Annotated in this window: 13 protein-coding genes; 6 read left to right on the top strand and 7 right to left on the bottom strand. The window is 59.7% G+C overall.

Annotated features, from left to right (window positions below):
- The first annotated feature begins 104 nt into the window (after positions 1–104).
- From AADW57_RS14630 to AADW57_RS14610, 5 genes are all read left to right on the top strand, one after another.
- Positions 105–1,088, top strand: coding sequence for a TRAP transporter substrate-binding protein (locus tag AADW57_RS14630; protein ID WP_341667622.1), 984 nt, complete (start codon positions 105–107; stop codon positions 1,086–1,088).
- 130 nt (positions 1,089–1,218) lie between these two features.
- Positions 1,219–1,854 (top strand): TRAP transporter small permease, encoded by a 636-nt coding sequence (locus tag AADW57_RS14625; protein WP_341667621.1) that lies wholly within the window; start codon positions 1,219–1,221, stop codon positions 1,852–1,854.
- Positions 1,851–3,176, top strand: coding sequence for a TRAP transporter large permease (locus tag AADW57_RS14620; protein WP_341667620.1), 1,326 nt, complete (start codon positions 1,851–1,853; stop codon positions 3,174–3,176). Before AADW57_RS14625 ends, AADW57_RS14620 begins: the two co-directional genes overlap by 4 nt.
- A gap of 182 nt (positions 3,177–3,358) precedes the next feature.
- On the top strand, positions 3,359–3,868 hold the full coding sequence (locus AADW57_RS14615; protein ID WP_341667619.1) for a peroxiredoxin: 510 nt from the start codon (positions 3,359–3,361) through the stop codon (positions 3,866–3,868).
- Between the two features lie 92 nt (positions 3,869–3,960).
- Complete coding sequence (locus AADW57_RS14610) at positions 3,961–5,370, top strand: MFS transporter (protein WP_341667618.1); 1,410 nt, start codon at positions 3,961–3,963, stop codon at positions 5,368–5,370.
- A gap of 926 nt (positions 5,371–6,296) precedes the next feature.
- Here the strand turns inward: AADW57_RS14610 and AADW57_RS14605 are convergent.
- From AADW57_RS14605 to bioB, 3 genes are all read right to left on the bottom strand, one after another.
- Positions 6,297–7,316 (bottom strand): BMP family protein, encoded by a 1,020-nt coding sequence (locus AADW57_RS14605; RefSeq protein WP_341667617.1) that lies wholly within the window; start codon positions 7,314–7,316, stop codon positions 6,297–6,299.
- A gap of 167 nt (positions 7,317–7,483) precedes the next feature.
- On the bottom strand, positions 7,484–8,332 hold the full coding sequence (locus AADW57_RS14600; RefSeq protein WP_341667616.1) for an EamA/RhaT family transporter: 849 nt from the start codon (positions 8,330–8,332) through the stop codon (positions 7,484–7,486).
- Between the two features lies 1 nt (position 8,333).
- Positions 8,334–9,350, bottom strand: coding sequence for a biotin synthase BioB (gene bioB / locus AADW57_RS14595; RefSeq protein WP_341667615.1), 1,017 nt, complete (start codon positions 9,348–9,350; stop codon positions 8,334–8,336).
- Positions 9,351–9,630: 280 nt separating this feature from the next.
- On the opposite strand from bioB, the gene AADW57_RS14590 reads away from it, so the two are divergent.
- A complete protein-coding gene (locus tag AADW57_RS14590; RefSeq protein WP_341667614.1) occupies positions 9,631–10,053 on the top strand; it encodes an acyl-CoA thioesterase in 423 nt (140 codons plus the stop codon).
- A 1-nt stretch (position 10,054) separates the two neighbouring features.
- Here AADW57_RS14590 and AADW57_RS14585 read toward each other — a convergent pair whose 3' ends face one another.
- From AADW57_RS14585 to AADW57_RS14570, 4 genes are all read right to left on the bottom strand, one after another.
- Complete coding sequence (locus tag AADW57_RS14585; protein WP_341667613.1) at positions 10,055–10,513, bottom strand: DUF3293 domain-containing protein; 459 nt, start codon at positions 10,511–10,513, stop codon at positions 10,055–10,057.
- Between the two features lie 63 nt (positions 10,514–10,576).
- Entirely contained in the window at positions 10,577–13,636 is a 3,060-nt protein-coding gene (locus AADW57_RS14580; RefSeq protein WP_341667612.1) for an efflux RND transporter permease subunit, read from the bottom strand.
- The gene (locus tag AADW57_RS14575) at positions 13,633–14,721 is read right to left on the bottom strand and encodes an efflux RND transporter periplasmic adaptor subunit (RefSeq protein WP_341667611.1); all 1,089 of its coding nucleotides are present in this window, start codon (positions 14,719–14,721) and stop codon (positions 13,633–13,635) included. The genes AADW57_RS14580 and AADW57_RS14575 overlap by 4 nt, the downstream gene beginning before the upstream one ends.
- Positions 14,722–14,775: 54 nt before the next feature.
- Positions 14,776–15,393 (bottom strand): TetR/AcrR family transcriptional regulator, encoded by a 618-nt coding sequence (locus AADW57_RS14570; protein ID WP_341667610.1) that lies wholly within the window; start codon positions 15,391–15,393, stop codon positions 14,776–14,778.
- Positions 15,394–16,417: the final 1,024 nt, after the last annotated feature.

Here is a 16,417-nt window from a genome sequence, read left to right as displayed (position 1 = left end):
TCGGATTTCCACAATAGATAAATTCACATTGCTTTTTTAAGCTACACGTCTTTCTGCGAATCAATCAATAAAGTGTGTCGGTTCCACGCCGACCGGAGGCAAGTATGAAAAAAACGCTGATGGCCACGCTTGTGGCCTCTGTATTCCTGTCCGCTCCCGCGCTGGCCAATCCCCTGATCATCAAGTTCAGCCATGTGGTGTCGCCCGATACGCCCAAGGGCAAGGGTGCCGTGCGCTTTAAGGAATTGGCGGAAAAGTACACCGACGGCAAGGTCGTCGTGGAGGTCTACCCGAATTCGCAGTTGTACAAGGACAAGGAAGAGCTGGAGGCGTTGCAACTGGGCGCGGTGCATATGCTGGCCCCTTCGCTGGCCAAGTTCGGCCCCTTGGGTGTGCGCGAATTCGAGGTGTTCGATCTGCCGTTCATTTTCAAGGACCGCAGCGATCTGCGCAAAGTGACCGAGGGTCCGGTCGGCCGCCAGTTGCTGGACAAGCTTGAATCCAAGGGAATCAAGGGCCTGGCCTATTGGGATAACGGTTTCAAGGTCATGAGCGCCAACAGCGCCCTGCAAAGCCCGGACGATTTTCTGGGCCTGAAAATGCGCATCCAGTCCTCGAAAGTGCTGGAAGCCCAGTTCAAGGCGCTCGATGCCGTGCCCCAGGTCATGGCGTTCTCCGAGGTCTATCAAGCGCTGCAGACCGGCGTGGTCGATGGCACCGAGAATCCGCCGTCCAATATGTACACCCAGAAAATGCACGAGGTGCAAAAGCATGCCACCTTGTCCAATCATGGTTACCTGGGCTATGCCGTCATCGTGAACAAGAAGTTCTGGGAAGGTCTGCCGGAAGATGTGCGCCAGCCGTTGGAAAAGGCCATGACCGAATCCACGCAGTACGCCAACGATATTGCCGAGCAGGAAAATCTGGACTCGCTCAAGGCCATGAAAGACTCGGGCAAGACCCAGTTCTACGAACTGAGCGAGGCCCAGCGCCAGGAGTGGGTCGAGCAACTGCGTCCGGTGCATAAGGAAATGGCCTCCCGCATCGGCCAGGACGTGATCGATGCGTTCTACCAGGCCGTGAAGTAAGACACAGGCCGCTCCTTTCGGGGCGGCCTTGTTGCGCGTGCCTGCTCCAGGCGCGCATTTTCCCCCTTTTTCCCGCTATGGGTGACTGCCTGCCGTGCGCCGGGCAGCCTGCCTGCAGCCTGGAGATATCATGTTTGTACGATTTCTGGATCGTTTCGAGGAAGCGTTTATCTCGCTTCTGATGGTGGCGGCGGTCCTGCTTATTTTTGTGGCGGTGTGTCAGCGTTATTCGGTCAGCCTGCTGGCCGATCTGGTGTCCTGGTCGCGGGCAAACGGCCATGAGTCCCTGATGGGCATGGCGCGTTCCACGTATCGCAGCGTGGCAGGTATCAACCTGCTCTGGGCGCAGGAACTGTGCATTTATCTGTTTGTCTGGATGGCCAAGTTCGGCGCGGCCTATGGCGTGCGCGTGGGCATACACGTGGGCGTGGATGTGCTGGTCAATGCGGTTGGGCCGCGCTGGCAGCGTTTGCTGGTGACTGTTTCCCTGGCTTCCGGTGTTTTGTTTACGGCCATCGTGGCCTGGATCGGTGGTCATTTCGTCTACGGCATTGCGCAGACCGCGCAGGTAACTGCCGACCTGGAAATGCCCGTCTGGATTGTGTATCTGGCCGTGCCGGCGGGGTCTTTGCTGATGTGTTTTCGTTTCTTGCAGGCAATGGTGCATTACCTGCGCACGGGCGAGATTGCCCACCATGAACCCGCTGCCGACCTGATTGCCGAAACCGAGCAAGGTCTGTCTGAAAACCAAGGAGCGCGTGCATGACCGCCCTGATTATTTTTGCCTTGCTGGCCGTGCTGCTGTTGACCGGCATGCCGGTATCGATTGCGCTGGGCCTGACCGTCATGGGCTTTTTGTTCACCATGACCGAAGTGCCCATGGACAGTATTGCGCTCAAGCTGTTTACCGGCATCGAGAAGTTCGAGATCATGGCGATCCCGTTCTTCATTCTGGCCGGCGGCTTTCTGACGCACGGCGGCGTCGCGCATCGCATGATCCGCTTTGCCTCGTCCATGGTGGGGCATTTGCCCGGCGGCATGGGGCTGGCGGCTGTACTGGCCTGCGCTTTGTTTGCCTCCATCAGTGGCTCTTCGCCCGCAACCGTGGCGGCCATCGGTTCCATCATGATTCCGGCCATGGTCAAACAGGGTTATCCCGCTCAGTTCGGCACCGGCATTGTCTCTACGTCCGGCGGTCTGGGTATTTTGCTGCCGCCCTCGATTGTGATGGTGATGTACGCGGTGGCGACCAGCGGCATGATGGTCGAGGGGCCGGACGGTGCCAAGGTCGGCACGGCCTCGATCGGTCAGTTGTTCATCGCCGGTGTGGTGCCCGGTCTTATCCTGGCCCTGTGCCTGGGGGCCACCACCATGTTCCGCGCCTGGAAGCTGGGCTATCCGCGCATGCCGCGCGCCACCTACAAAGAGCGTTGGCGTGCGTTCATGGACTCCATCTGGGGTCTGATGCTCATCGTCATCGTCATGGGCGGTATTTACTCGGGCGTGTTCACGCCGACCGAGGCAGCGGCCATCAGCGCGGTCTATGCTTTTGTGATCGCGGTGTGGGTGTACAAGGATGTGAAGCTCAAAGACGTCAAGCGCATTGTGCTGGAATCGGCGGCAATGAGCGCCATGCTGCTCTACATCATTACCAATGCCGTGATGTTCGCCTTTATTCTGACCTCCGAACAGATCCCGCAGGCTATCGCCGAGTGGATCGTGTCGCAGGGCATGGGCCTGATCGTCTTTTTGCTGTTCGTGAACGTGTTGCTGTTGGTCATCGGCATGGTCATGGAGCCCTCGGGTCTGATTTTGATCATGGCTCCCATCCTGTTTCCTGTGGCCATGAAGCTGGGCATGGACCCGGTGCATTTCGGCATCATGCTGGTGGTCAATATGGAGATCGGTTTGGCGACGCCGCCAGTGGGGTTGAACCTGTATGTGGCCTCCAGCATATCCAAACTGGGACTGACTGAAGTGACCAAGTCCACCATTCCCTGGTTGCTGACCGGCCTGGGCTTCTTGATGGTGATTACCTTTGTGCCGGAAGTGACGCTCTGGCTGCCCCGCACGATGGGATGGTTGTAATCGTCCTGACGCCGATGATGTGTTAACACTGAAGGCCGGGCCCTGCGCCCGGCCTTTTTGCGTTCTGTCCGCACCTGATACTTTCTGATAAGCACTATAGGCTTCAAGCAGGGCGGTAGTATCAGTATCATAGTTGCTTGAGCGCGGTCGTTTTGGCGGCGCAATTTCACAACGGAGATCCCATGTCTATCAAAGTCGGCGAGCGCGTTCCAGACGCGACATTAAGCGAGTACATCGACACCGCCACGCAGACCTGCGCCATCGGCCCCAATAATTTCCAGGTGGCCGATCTGGCCAAAGGCAAGAAGATCGCCGTCTTTGCGGTGCCTGGCGCGTTTACGCCCACCTGCTCCGAACAGCACTTGCCAGGCTTTGCCGCCAAGGCCGACGCCTTCAAGGCCGCCGGCGTGGACGAGATCTGGTGCGTGTCGGTCAACGATCCGTTTGTCATGGGGGCCTGGGGCCGTTCCTTGGACATCAACGGCAAAGTGCGCCTGCTGGCAGACGGCAGCGGCATCTGGACCAAGAAGCTGGGCCTGGAGTTCGATCTGACGGCCAAGGGCCTGGGCGTGCGCGCCAAGCGCTTTTCGGCCTTGCTGGACGATGGTGTGGTCACCCAGCTGAATATCGACGAAGGCGGTGGCCTGCACAACAGCGATGCAGACACGCTGCTGAAACAGATCCAGTCGTGATCCTACTGCCTTGCGCCTCATCCGGTGTGGCGCAAGGCTTTTATTGATGTGCGACGCCGGCTTTGTGCCGGCGTTTTTTTAAGGTAGAAGGGATGCTGTCATCGGTAGGCGCGTTTTCGTCACTGTATTTTGCCACCTTGATGCTCTTGTTGAGCTCGGGCCTGTTCAATACCTTCATGGGTGTGCGCCTGACCGCCATCTCCGTGTCGGAAGTCTGGGTGGGTGGCTTGATCGCGGTGTATTACCTGGGGCTGGTATTTGGTGCCCGTGTGGGCCACCGTCTGATTATGGGCGTGGGCCATATACGCGCGTATGCGGCCAGCGCCGCCATTGTCACCATCTGTGTCCTGGCTCAGATTCTGATCGACTCCATGTATGTATGGCTGCTGCTGCGTTTTCTGGCCGGGGCGGCCATGGTAGTGCAGTTCATGGGCATAGAAAGCTGGCTGAACGAGCAGACCGACAATACCCAGCGCGGTACGATTTTTGCCTTCTACATGGTGTTTTCCAGTTTGGGTACTGTTCTGGGGCAACTGTCCTTGACCCTGTTTCCCCACCTGAATTACGAGCCGCTGGTATTTGTGGCCATTTGTTCGGCTTTCAGCCTGGTGCCGGTGGCCATTACGCGGCGCAGCCATCCGCCCCTGCAAGTGCCGGCACCCATTAATGCCCGCTACTATATGGATCGCGTCCCCATGTCCATGATGGTGCTGCTGATTGCGGGCATGCTGACAGGCGCCTTCTATGGTTTGGCACCGGTATATGCCGTGCGCGTACACCTTAGCAACGAACAGGCTGCCTTGTTCGTTGCCGTGTCCGTGGCCGCCGGGGTGTTGGCGCAGTGGCCGGTAGGTTGGCTGGCCGATCGGGTCAACCGTGTGCTGCTGATTCGTATCAATGCCTGTTTTCTTTTGGGGCTGGCAATTCCGCTATGGGGATGGTTCGAGGCTCCTTTCTGGTTCTTGCTGTTGTTTTCTGCCTTGTTCGGGGTTTTGCAGTTCACCTTGTATCCGCTGGGTGCCGCCTTTGCCAACGATAATGTAGACCCCGAGCGCCGGGTAGGTCTGAGCGCGATCCTGTACATGGTGTATGGCCTGGGTGCCTGTCTGGGGCCGTTGGTGGCCGGCTTGCTCATGAGCTATATCGGCAGCAACGTCTATTATATTTTTGTGGCTCTGTGCGGCTTGGTTCTGGTATTGCTGGTGCGTCCGCAGAAGGTGTTGGGCGACCACTTGAGCCAGGATGCGCCCACCACTTTTGTACCTATGCCCGACAGTTTGCAAAGTTCGGTGGCCGCCGTGGCACTGGACCCGCGCGTGGATATTCCTTCGGACGTCTCGCATGACCCGGTGTTCGAGGACCTGCCGCCGGTTGAGGAACGTGTGCCGGCCGGTACGGAGAGCCCGCCGGTGGAACCCTCTGTTGACGATACGTCGGCGGGCAGGGCAGAGGTGCAGCAAGACGGGAAGCGGGGGGATGTCCCGCCACGATCAGGCATCTGAGCAGTCTGGTTTTTGCAGGCTTCTGGGATGGGCCTGCCGTCTGGCAAACAAAACCTTGCGTAAAATCCTCTTGCCAGCCCTTGAATGTGGGCTGGCTTTTTTTGCGTTCCGTTCGGCTGCCGATGTTTATTGCCGAACCGGTTTTCTATAGACGCCGCTCAAGGCGCACGCTGAACGGGGCAGGCTGACGGCTTGCCGGCGCTGCGCGCCGGTGCCCTGGTCGGTTCGCGGGGCCGGGCGCGTCGTGAACTCCGGCGGGTTGCTTGTCCGCCGGACAAGCAACAAGCGCCGCCGTCAAACAGCACGACACGTGCCTCCCGTCCTCGCGCCCCGCCTGCGGCAAGCCATCCGACCCGCCTGCCCCGTTCAGCGTGCGCCTTGAGCGGCTCTAAGCCCTGATGGCATAGATTTCAACCCTTGGTCTATGGGAGATTCACGGATAGCAAGACTAGGGGCGACCGAGAGAGCTCCCGCCTGGTAGGGTTGGTCGATGGGTGTTGGGCCTGAAACCATCACGTTGCCAGGGTGCGTTCAGTGGCCCTGATTCGGCGGGCGAGTCAGGGCATTCGCCGCCGACGGCTGGCCGGGACAGGGGGCAAGCCCCGTTCTGTTTGAGACGCGCGCTTGTGGTTCGGCACGAACCACGCGGCGAGTTAACGGGGTGCCTGTCCCGGCCAGCCGGCAAGGGAACCGGCGCGCAGCGCGGGCGAAGGCCCCAGCCCGCCGACTCAGGGCCGCCGGACTCACCTTCTTCGATGTCGTTTCTGCTTCGCTCAACGACCGAGCGCGACATAGGGATGTGTTCGCCCTACGGTCCGAACCTGTGTTTGGGCTGAGCAAACAGACGGGGGTGTAACAGCGGGGTTTGTCAGCAGCCTAAGCGGCCCGCAGGCCGCTTTTTTCACTCGATGGTCAATATGCGCTGATTAGATCTGGAACTCAGGCCCTTTGTATTCGGCTTCGACATGGATTTTGCCGGCCAGAATGTCCTGTTGGAATCCCTCGATGCGCTGGCGCACGGCATCGGGCGTGTTCTGGGCCATGATCAGGCGTACCGCTTCGGGACGCTGCAGACCCACCTTGAAGATTTTGCCGGACTCGAAATTGCCCCCGGCCAGGTCTTTGCAGGCCTCGAACACGCCTATGCCTACGTCGGCCCAGGCCGAACCGATGAATACATCGGGTTCGCGGGCCACCCAGTCGATGACATTGCCGATTTCCTTGATGCCCAGTTCGCGGCAGGCCTGGGTGGTGCCGCTGCGTCCTTTGTTCAGCATGGTGTAGATGATGTCGGCCCCGGCTTTGGCCTGGGCACGTGTGACGCGTTCGGCCAGGGCGATGTCGTCCTGATTGCCGGAGAAGTTGGTCAGCAGCTTCACATCCGGGTTGGCATGCTTGACGCCGGCAGCATAGGAAGCCCGGGCGCGCAGCCCCGGAGGCACGCGTATGCCCGATTGATGGGCGACCACGCCTGTTTTGCTCATCAGTGCCGCGTAGGCTCCGGCCAGCCATGCAGAGTCTTCCTGGACGACATCGTAGCTGCTCAGGTTCCCGGCCGTGACGGCACCCTGGGTAATGACAAAGCGTATATCGGGAAATTCCTTGGCCACCGCCAGTGCAGCATCGGTGTTCTGGCCGCCGTGGGCGATGATCAAGGTCGGCTTGTATTGCGTTGCCAGCTCACGCAGCGCGGCGATCTGGGCCTGGGTTTCGTTGGCGACGCGGTCTTTATAGTGCGCCGTAATACCCAGGTTGTCCTGGGCTTTCTTAAGCCCTTGATAGCCGGCCTGCATGAAGCCGTTATCGTCGATATGGCCGCAGAACAGTGCGGCGATGATTGGTTTGCCGCTTGCAAATGCGCTGCGCCCCAACCAGGGGGCAGCGATTGCTCCTGCGCTGGCGGTGGCGGCGGCCAGCAATAATTGACGACGGGTGAATCCTGCCATGATGGTGTCTCCTGTGTAGTTGATCGGCTTTATCGCCGCTGCTTGTTTTTTTCTAATCTACAGGAGTTTTTTTCGACAGTTTATTGACGTTTCAAATGTACGGTATTTTTCTTGGCATATATAAAGACTTTCCCTAGTGTTGCCCCGGACTTGGGATGGAGCCGTGTTCAGCGAGGGATCAACGCTACGATGGCTACGATCGCCAAGGCGACGCCGGCCATGTTCACCATGCTTAATTTTTCCTTGAAAAAGCCCGCGCCGACGATGGCACCCAGCGATATCACGCCGATATTCATCGCGGAAAACACCAGAGTTGGATTATCTGGAAAGGTCTGGTGGGCGCGGATATAGAAATAGATATTGCCGAAGTTCAGCAGTCCCAGCAGCAGGCCTGCCAACAGACTGGGTCGGTTCCAGACGGTCCGGCGCGCCAGCAGCCAGCCCAGGATCAGCACGCCGGCCAGGGAAAAGGACACCACCAGGCTGCTGGAGAAAGCCGCACCGGCCTTGGACAATTGCTTGAACAAGATGTCTATCGTGCCGTAGCCCACCCAGACGGCCAGCAGCATCAGGACCGAGCGTGTGTTCTGCATTTGCCCATCGGCCTGACGGGGCCGCACGAGCAGACACAGCAGCGCCACCAGCGCCAGGCCCACGCCCAGTAATTTCTGTCCGCCCAATTGTTCACCGAACAGCAAAAATGCGGCCAGCAGCGGGATGAACAAGGACAGACGCTGGGCGGCATCGCTCAATACGATACCGGCGTGACGCACGGCGGCTGCCATGGCCAGGAAAATAGTCGGCAGCAATACGCCCAGAGCGATCAGCACCCACCAGGGGGTGGCGGGATTGAGCAAGCTGGACGGATGGGGTTGCAGCAGCACCACCGCCAGCGTAACGGCCACTAGATAGTTGACGGCAATGGCCTGACCCACATCGATTTGCTTCTGGCGGGCGACTTTGAGCAGGATGGAGACGGCGACACTGCAACTGATGCTGGCAATCAGGGTGATCATGTCAGAGTGCCTCGGTGAGTGCGACAAAACGGGTCTTGCCGGCAGTCGGGTGGCCGTCGGCCAGGGCGGTCTGGGCCGGTTGCAGATCCAGACGCGCGAACAGGTTCTGATCGGCCACAAATTGCGGGTTGGCCGTGGTCAGTAGCTGCTCACCGTAAAAAATGGAGTTTGCGCCGGCCATAAAGCACAGGGCCTGGGTGCTGTCATCCATGCCTTCGCGCCCGGCGGACAGGCGTACGGCGCTGGTGGGCATCAGAATGCGGGCCACCGCGATGGTGCGCACAAACTCAAAGGGGTCCAGATCTTCTACATCGCCCAAAGGCGTGCCCGGTACTTTGACCAGTTGATTGATGGGCACCGATTCGGGAAAAGGGCGCATATTGGCTAACTGGGCCAGCAGGCCGGCGCGTTCCCGGCGGGTTTCGCCCATGCCGATGATGCCGCCGCAACAGGTATTCAGGCCAGCGGCGCGCACTCGCTCCAATGTGTCCAGACGGTCTTGGTAGGTGCGGGTACTGATGATCTGGCCATAGAATTCGGGTGACGTGTCCAGATTGTGGTTGTAGTAGTCCAGACCGGCATCTTTCAGGCGTTCGGCCTGGCCGTTCTTGAGCATGCCCAGGGTGACACAGGTCTCCAGGCCCAGCGCCTTGACCGCGCTGACCATTTCCATGACTTGATCCAGTTGTTTTTCGGTGGGCGAGCGCCAGGCTGCGCCCATGCAAAAGCGCTGTGCCCCTTGCTCCTTCGCTTTGCGGGCGGCCTCCAGAACCTGCGCCAGCGGCATCAGTGGTTCTTGCTCCAGTTCGGTTTCGTATTTGGACGATTGCGGGCAGTATGCGCAATCTTCTGGACAGGCACCGGTCTTGATGGACAGCAAGCTGGAGAGCTGCACCTCGTGGGGGCGATGATGTCGGCGGTGTACTTCTTGGGCCTGGAACAACAAGTCCATGAAGGGCAGTTCATACAGATCCAGAATGGCGCGGATGGTCCAGGGGGAAGAGACGGTATGGGTCATGGCGGGGCAGAGTCTGTCAATCGTGCGGCCATGCTAGAGGGGAGAAGCGGTAAAAACGAATTTTGTCGATGTAAATTTTTTCTGTGCATTCCTTAAAAATACAGATATAGGCTGATTTTAATGCTATTTATGGATCAAAATTGATTAACTTCTCTCATTTTCACTGTTTCAATTGGTTTCATCGATAATGTTATCAAGATGTTTCTATGCGCTTGGTGTGCTTCGAATCCATCTTTTAGTGTGAGCGCTAAAATTGCCTGTTCTGAGACAGAGGATGGCCATGCATACATTTGAGCGCCGCATTACGGTGGAGTGGGGGGATTGTGATGAGGCAGGAATTGTTTTTTATCCCAACTATTTTTACTGGTTCGATTGCACCTATCAGGCCTGGCTGCGTCAGTTAGGGCTGAGTCAGCGAGTCTTGCGTCAGGAACATGGAACCGTGACGCCCTTGGTCGATGTGGGGGCGCAGTTTCGCGCGCCGGTCAGCTACGACCAGGACATTCTGGTGCGGGTGGGGGTCGGTCAATGGCTGGAGCGACGCTTCAAGCTGGATTACGAGGTATTCAATACCGATGGTCGGTTGGTGGCCACGGGGCATGAATGGCGGGCGTGGGCGCGTGTCTTGCCCGAGGGGCGTCTGAAGGGCGAACCGATTGCGGAGGATTTCCGGCTTTGTCTTCAGGGTGTCGCGGGCAAGTGAGTCAATCGACGGCCGGGGCAGGCAGGCGTTGCTGAACCTGATGCAGGCGTGCGACTCCATCGGGTTCGATGTAGACAAAGGCCAATTGCTTGGCCAGACGCGCGAGCAGGCGTGCCTGATGCAGGCTGATGTCCAGAATCAGAAAGCCAGGCTCGTTGGGCCACTGCCCTTCAGGGTCTTGGTTGACTGCCGGCCACCAGCGCATGCCTTGTTGCTGCAAGGCGCGCAACAGGGTTTCCTGGGCGGCAAGGTTGAAATGGTCACCGCAGCGTTGGGCCTGGGGGTTGTGGGCGGTCAGTATGGCCGCGCCTCGGCAGTTTTCCTGGCGCAGTAACTGGGCCAGACGCGCGTGGCGCGTGCCGATGCGCAAAGTCAGATCCCCGGCAGGAGAGTGGACTTGATAGATGGCCTGTTCAAAGGCCTTGGACAAAGATGCGGGCAGATCAAGCTTATCGAGCATGAGGATGTCCTGCGTGTACGTGGCCTGTAGCCATTATCTGCATACTTTTGCTGCCTGGGCAAGTCAGGGCATGCGCGGGGGCTCGATCCGGTTCCAGATGGCGTACAGGCTGGGCAGAAATAGCAAGGTAATCACAGTACCCACGGCAGTGCCGCCGATCAGGGTCAAAGCCATGGAGCCCCAGAAAATCGAAAAAGACAAAGGGACGAAGGCCAGTACGGCGGCCAGGGCGGTCAGGACCACGGGCCGGGCGCGTTGCACCGTTGCTTCGATCACCGCCTCGTAGGCCGAGGCCCCCTCGGCGCGGTTAGTTTTGATTTGCTCGATCAGGATCAGCGTGTTGCGCATCAGTATGCCAGCCAGGCCGATCAGGCCCAGGATGGCTGTAAAGCCGAACGGTTGCTGGAAAATCAGCAGGGCGGGCACGCTGCCGATCAGGCCTAGCGGCGCGGTCAGAAAGACCATGACCATGGCCGGCAGAGAGCGCACCTGTATCACAATGACCAGCAGCATCAGCGCGATCATGACCGGGAACACAGGCGTCAGGGCCTGATTGGCTTTGTCTGCCTCGGCGGTGATGCCGCTCATCTCGATGCTATAGCCTGGCGGCAGCGTGTCGATCAAGGGCTGGAAATCCTGCATCAGGCGGTGCGCGACTTCGGCGGGCTGCAGTGCATCGTCCACGTCGCCGCGCACCGTCATGGTGGGCAGGCGGTTGCGGCGTGCCAGCGTAGGATCTTCCTGGGCGATAGTCAGGGTGCCGACTTGATCCAGGGACAGGCGCTGCCCCTGCTTGTTGACGATGCTCAGCCCCGCCAGCCGAGCCGGATCGTGGCGGTTGACGGCGGCGCTGCGTGCGACGACCAGGACATTGCGCACATCTTCGCGGTACTCGGCGATGACGGCTCCGTCCAGCAGCAGTTGGATCTGTTCGGCCAGGTTTTGGCGATCCAGCCCCAAGGCCTGCAGACGTTCTGGGTCTATGTCCAGCTTCATGACCGGCACCCGTTCGCCCCAGTCCACGTTGACCTGGCGCATGGCTGGGTCGCTGCGCATGATGTCCATGGCTTGTTCGGCAATGGTGCGCAAAGGAGCCAACTGCGGCCCGCGTACCAGAAATTCGATGGGGTACTTGGTGGCCGGCCCAAAGACCAATTGAGTGGCACGCACGTGCGCCTCGGGGCTCAAGCCGTCCGCCACGCGTTGTCGAAACCGGGCCTGCAAGGCGTTGCGGGCTTTGTCGTCAGGTGTCAGCACGATCAGGCGAGCAAAGGATGGATTAGGCAGCTCGGGGTTGTAGGACAAGAAAAACCGTGGCGCACCCTGGCCTGTGTAGCTGGTCACCAGGCGGGTCTCTTCTTGTTGTGTCAACCAGTGCTCGATTTTGCGGGTGACCGCTTGCGTCGCCTGGATGCTGCTGCCTTCGGGCAACTGGACTTCAATCAGCAGTTCCGGGCGATCCGAGGTCGGGAAGAATTGCTGCTTGACCAGCCCCATGCCCAGTACCGACAGCAACAAGGCCAGAGCGACAATGCCGGCCAGCAGAAATTTGCGGCGTACCGACCATTCGATCATGCGGCGCAGCCGTTGATAATTGGGTGTGTTGTAGATGGCTTGATGTCCGCCCTGGCGCGGGGCAATCGGCGGCAGCAGTTTCACGCCCATATAGGGCGTGAACACCACGGCGACCAACCAGGAGGCCAGCAAGGCGAAAGCCAGTATCCAGAAGATATTGCCGGCGTATTCCCCGGCCGACGATCGCGCAAAGCCGACCGGCAAAAAACCGATGATGGTGACCAAGGTACCCGACAGCATGGGGGCAGCCGTGTGGTTCCAGGCATAGGCGGCTGCTTTGAGGCGGTCCATGCCTTCTTCCATCTTCACGATCATGATTTCGATGGCAATGATGGCATCGTCGACCAGCAGGCCCAGCGAAATGATCAGCGCGCCCAGCGTGACGCGGTCGAACACCCGGTCGGTCGCCATCATGATCACAAATACCATGGCCAGAGTCAGCGGCACGGCGGCAGACACGACAATGCCCACGCGCCAGCCCATGCTGACCAGACAGACCACCAGCACCACGCCCAGCGCGGCGAAAAATTTAAGCATGAATTCGTCGACGGATGACGCGATGTTGACGGCCTGGTTGGTCACAGTATCGAAGCTGAAGCCCAGTGGCAGCTCGGCGGCGATGGCGCGGCGCGCCTGTTCCAGATCCTGGCCCAGACGCAGGCCGTTGTAGCCGTCTTGCATGACAACGTCCAGCAGCATGGCAAACTGGCCGTTGTGGTGGATCTCGAAAGAGGGCGGGTCTTCGTAGCCGCGTGTAACGCTTGCCACATCGCCCAGGCGCAAGCTGTGGCCCTGCACGTAGACATGGGTATTGCGCACGGCCTCGGGGCTGTCCAGGCCGGCCGACAGGCGCAACTGTACGCGCGGTCCCTGAGTGCTGATCGATCCGGTGGCCGACATGGCGCTGCGCTGAGACAGCGCCGCAAGCAGTTGTTGCGGATGTATGCCCAGCGTGTGCAGTTTGCTTTCGTCCAGGTCCACGAAGATGCGCTGGTTTTGCTCTCCCAGGATATTGACCTTTTTGACGCCAGCGACCTGCAGCAGCCTATTGCGCACGGCTTCGGCTTGGCGGGTCAGTTCGCGCGGTGCCAGCCCAGGGGCTTGCAGAGCGAACAAGCCAAAGGATACGTCCGAGTACTCGTCGTTCACAAAGGGGCCTTGCACGCCGTTGGGCAGTCGTGCCGCCTGATCCTGAAGTTTCTTGCGTAGCTGATAGAACTCGCTTTGCACCTGTGCCGGCGGCATGGTGTCTTTAAGCATCACTACCATCAAGGCGGTGCCTGGCCGGGTGACGGTTTCCACCCGGTCGAACCAGCGCAGTTCCTGCATGCGTTTTTCCAGCGGTTCGGCGACCAGGTCTTGCATTTCCTGCGCTGTTGCGCCCGGCCAGAGCGTAGTCACGGTCAATACCTTGACGGTAAAGGCCGGGTCTTCGGCCCGTCCCAGCTTGATGAACGCGTAGATGCCCGAGGCGACGATGGCAATGATCAGGAATAGCGTGATGGCCCGTTCGCGCACGGCCAGGGCGGACAGATTGAAGTGGTTCATGGCACCACCGCTTGCTGCGCTTGGGGGCGAACTTTCTGGCCTTCGTGCAGCAGCCTGGCTCCCAGGGCTACGATCGCAGCGCCTGTCTGTGGGCCGTCGGACAGATACGCATATTCCTGTCCCAGGCTGTCGATGCGCACGGCTTGCCAGTGCAGCGTTTGCTGGTTGCTGATGACCCACACGCCAGGGCCTTGCCCGGCATCGTGCAGTGCGCCCAAGGGAACCTGGGTCAAGCGCTGTGTATCGGGTATATCCAGATAGAGGACGGCGCTGGAGCCCAGGCGCGCTTGTATCTGCGTTTGCTCTAAGGAAAAGCGCGCCTGATAGCTACGCGTGGCCGGGTCGGCGGCCTGGGCCAGTTCCCGTAGTGTGGCGTAGGTCTTGGTCTCTTGGCCGGGAAGGGTGATGAGTGCCTGGGTGCCCAGAGGAACTTTGAGGTGCTCTGGCAGATCTACCAGCACATCGCGTGGGCCATCGTGGGCCAGACGCAATACAGCCTGACCGGGGCTGACGACCTGGCCGGTATCAGCCAGTTGGGCTGTGATCACGCCATCGGACTCAGCCAGCAAGGTGCTGTAGCGGTCTGCATTTTGGGATAGTTCTGCCTGTGCCCGCGCCGAACGCAGATTGGCCTGTGCGCTGGTGTTGGCCTGCCGGCTTTGGTCATAGGCCTGGCGCGATACCGCTCCTTGTTCGACCAGCAGTTTCATGCGCGCCAGTTCGGCTTGCGCCTGCTCGGCTTGTGCCTGGGCCGCCTGCACGGCAGCCAGCCGCGCACGGTGATCCAGTTGCAGGTCTTTTGGGTCCAGCGTCATCAGGGGTTGCCCGCGTACTACGCGCTCGCCATTCTGGACTTTCCGCGAGTCGATCTTTCCACCTACCCGAAAGCTAAGCGGGCTTTCTACCCGGGCGCTGATCAGGCCCAGAAAGCGTCGCTGCTGTTCGCCTTTGGGCTGAACCTGGCTTTGTATGACCAAAGGCGCTTGGGTGCGCGGGTCTGGCTCCTGCGCCTGCTGGCTGCATCCCGCAAGTAGTAAGGCAATGAAGATGCTCAAGCCGGGGCTGAGGGGGCGGAAACGAGCCATGCAGGACTCCAGGCAGGTAAATATATGGGTAAATCGTAACTTCGTGCTTGGTCGTTAGGGCATCAGGCTGCGCAGTATCAGCTGCGTCACAGCAAACAGGCCCTGGCGGGTTTTTTCGGGTGGACGCATCTCCAGCAGTACAGGGTGCAGGCAGGGGATCAGGGCCTGCAAAATGCCCTCGGCGACTTCGTCCAGTGGCGTGCGGCGCTCGAAGTCCCCGCTTTCTCGGCCGCTGCGCACCAGAGCGGTAATTTGCGTCAGCAGCTCGTGCTGATGCTGGGTTACAGGGGGCCAATTGTGGTGCAGCGCCTCAATGACCACCTCTTGCATGCGGCCTTCTTGTAGAAACAGTTCCAGGCTTAATTGGCAGGCTGTCTGAATGAACTGACGCAGCCGCTCGATAGGGGGCAGGTCGCTATCGACGATTTTTTGCAGCTGCACATGCATGTCATGGAGTACCGAGTGGCAGATGGCCTGGCCTATGGACTGCTTGGAATCAAAAAAACGGTATAGATAGGCGCTGGATACGCCGATGGACTTAGCCAGGTTGGCTACCGAGGTTTTCCGATAGCCATACAGCCGGAAATGCGCATTGGCCTGAGCAATGATCTGTTCACGGCGATAGTGTTCGCTAGGGCCGCGTTGGCCGCTGGTGCAGGCAGGCATAGTCATGGATCTGGGGTGACGATACGGCAATACATTAACTTTCTTGTGTTTCGGGAGCAAGTGCCCTGGATGGTGGGGCTATATTTTTGAACGATACGTTGCTGTGGGCGGGCGTATGCTTTTTCGGTGCGACGGTGCGCTGACCAATACGGCGGGTGCGTTGATGGCTGCGGCGATGAAGAAAGCCTGATAGATTTCAGTCATTCGTCAGATTTTTGCTTGTTTTTGCCTTGTCAATAGGAGTGTGGAAGTGAGTAAAGTGATTCGGCTAGTTGCGGCAGTGGCTGCCAGCGTGTTTATGGCAAGCAGCGCCCATGCGCAGATATTCGGCGAGTGGGAATCTGACGGACGCGGAGGCTACCGGGGGACAGGGGGTAATGCGGGCTCGGGATGGGCATCGGATGGCCGTGGCGGCTACACCGGAACGGGACGTAATGCGGGGGCCGGGTGGGAGTCCAACGGGTACGGCGGCTATCGGGGAACAGGACGTAATGCCGGAGAGGGGTGGGATTCCGACGGTCGCGGCGGTTTCTCGGGAACCGGACGCAATAATGGTGCCCGGTGGGAGTCAAATGGCCGTGGCGGCTTTAGCGGGTCGGGACGCAATCAGGGGGAAAACATGGAGTCGGACGGTCGCGGTGGCTACAGAACAACGGGGCACCGTTCCGGGTCCAGGTGGGAGTCCGATGGACGCGGCGGTTATACCGGGTCGGGGAGCAGTGCCGGAGCGCGATGGGAGTCCGACGGTCGTGGTGGCTTCCGAGGAACGGGGCATAACTCCGGTTCAGGATGGGAGTCGGATGGTCGCGGCGGTTTGAAAGGGACCGGGCGCAACTCGGGGGCCGGGTGGGAGTCGGACGGCCGCAGAGGCTATCGGGGCACAGGACGCAATTCGGGGGCCGGATGGGAGTCGGACGGTCGTGGTGGTTTCAGGGGGACGGGGCGTAACTCCGGGGCTAGGCTGGAATCGGATGGACGCGGTGGTTTGCGGGGATCGGGGTTCAATTCCGGGCCTGGATTTCCGTTTTAA

This window comes from Alcaligenes sp. SDU_A2, from assembly GCF_038237375.1.
Classification (GTDB): Bacteria; Pseudomonadota; Gammaproteobacteria; order Burkholderiales; family Burkholderiaceae_B; genus Alcaligenes.
This window is presented reverse-complemented; position numbering and strand designations above follow the sequence as displayed.

What these genes read in the sequence shown, in the direction of transcription:
- AADW57_RS14615 (WP_341667619.1), top strand. Translation starts at nt 3,359, where the DNA reads ATGTCTATCAAAGTCGGCGAGCGCGTTCCAGACGCGACATTAAGCGAG.
- AADW57_RS14585 (WP_341667613.1), bottom strand. Translation starts at nt 10,513, where the DNA reads ATGCTCGATAAGCTTGATCTGCCCGCATCTTTGTCCAAGGCCTTTGAA.
- AADW57_RS14620 (WP_341667620.1), top strand. Translation starts at nt 1,851, where the DNA reads ATGACCGCCCTGATTATTTTTGCCTTGCTGGCCGTGCTGCTGTTGACC.
- AADW57_RS14625 (WP_341667621.1), top strand. Translation starts at nt 1,219, where the DNA reads ATGTTTGTACGATTTCTGGATCGTTTCGAGGAAGCGTTTATCTCGCTT.
- AADW57_RS14605 (WP_341667617.1), bottom strand. Translation starts at nt 7,316, where the DNA reads ATGGCAGGATTCACCCGTCGTCAATTATTGCTGGCCGCCGCCACCGCC.
- bioB (WP_341667615.1), bottom strand. Translation starts at nt 9,350, where the DNA reads ATGACCCATACCGTCTCTTCCCCCTGGACCATCCGCGCCATTCTGGAT.
- AADW57_RS14600 (WP_341667616.1), bottom strand. Translation starts at nt 8,332, where the DNA reads ATGATCACCCTGATTGCCAGCATCAGTTGCAGTGTCGCCGTCTCCATC.
- AADW57_RS14590 (WP_341667614.1), top strand. Translation starts at nt 9,631, where the DNA reads ATGCATACATTTGAGCGCCGCATTACGGTGGAGTGGGGGGATTGTGAT.
- AADW57_RS14570 (WP_341667610.1), bottom strand. Translation starts at nt 15,393, where the DNA reads ATGACTATGCCTGCCTGCACCAGCGGCCAACGCGGCCCTAGCGAACAC.
- AADW57_RS14575 (WP_341667611.1), bottom strand. Translation starts at nt 14,721, where the DNA reads ATGGCTCGTTTCCGCCCCCTCAGCCCCGGCTTGAGCATCTTCATTGCC.
- AADW57_RS14630 (WP_341667622.1), top strand. Translation starts at nt 105, where the DNA reads ATGAAAAAAACGCTGATGGCCACGCTTGTGGCCTCTGTATTCCTGTCC.
- AADW57_RS14610 (WP_341667618.1), top strand. Translation starts at nt 3,961, where the DNA reads ATGCTGTCATCGGTAGGCGCGTTTTCGTCACTGTATTTTGCCACCTTG.
- AADW57_RS14580 (WP_341667612.1), bottom strand. Translation starts at nt 13,636, where the DNA reads ATGAACCACTTCAATCTGTCCGCCCTGGCCGTGCGCGAACGGGCCATC.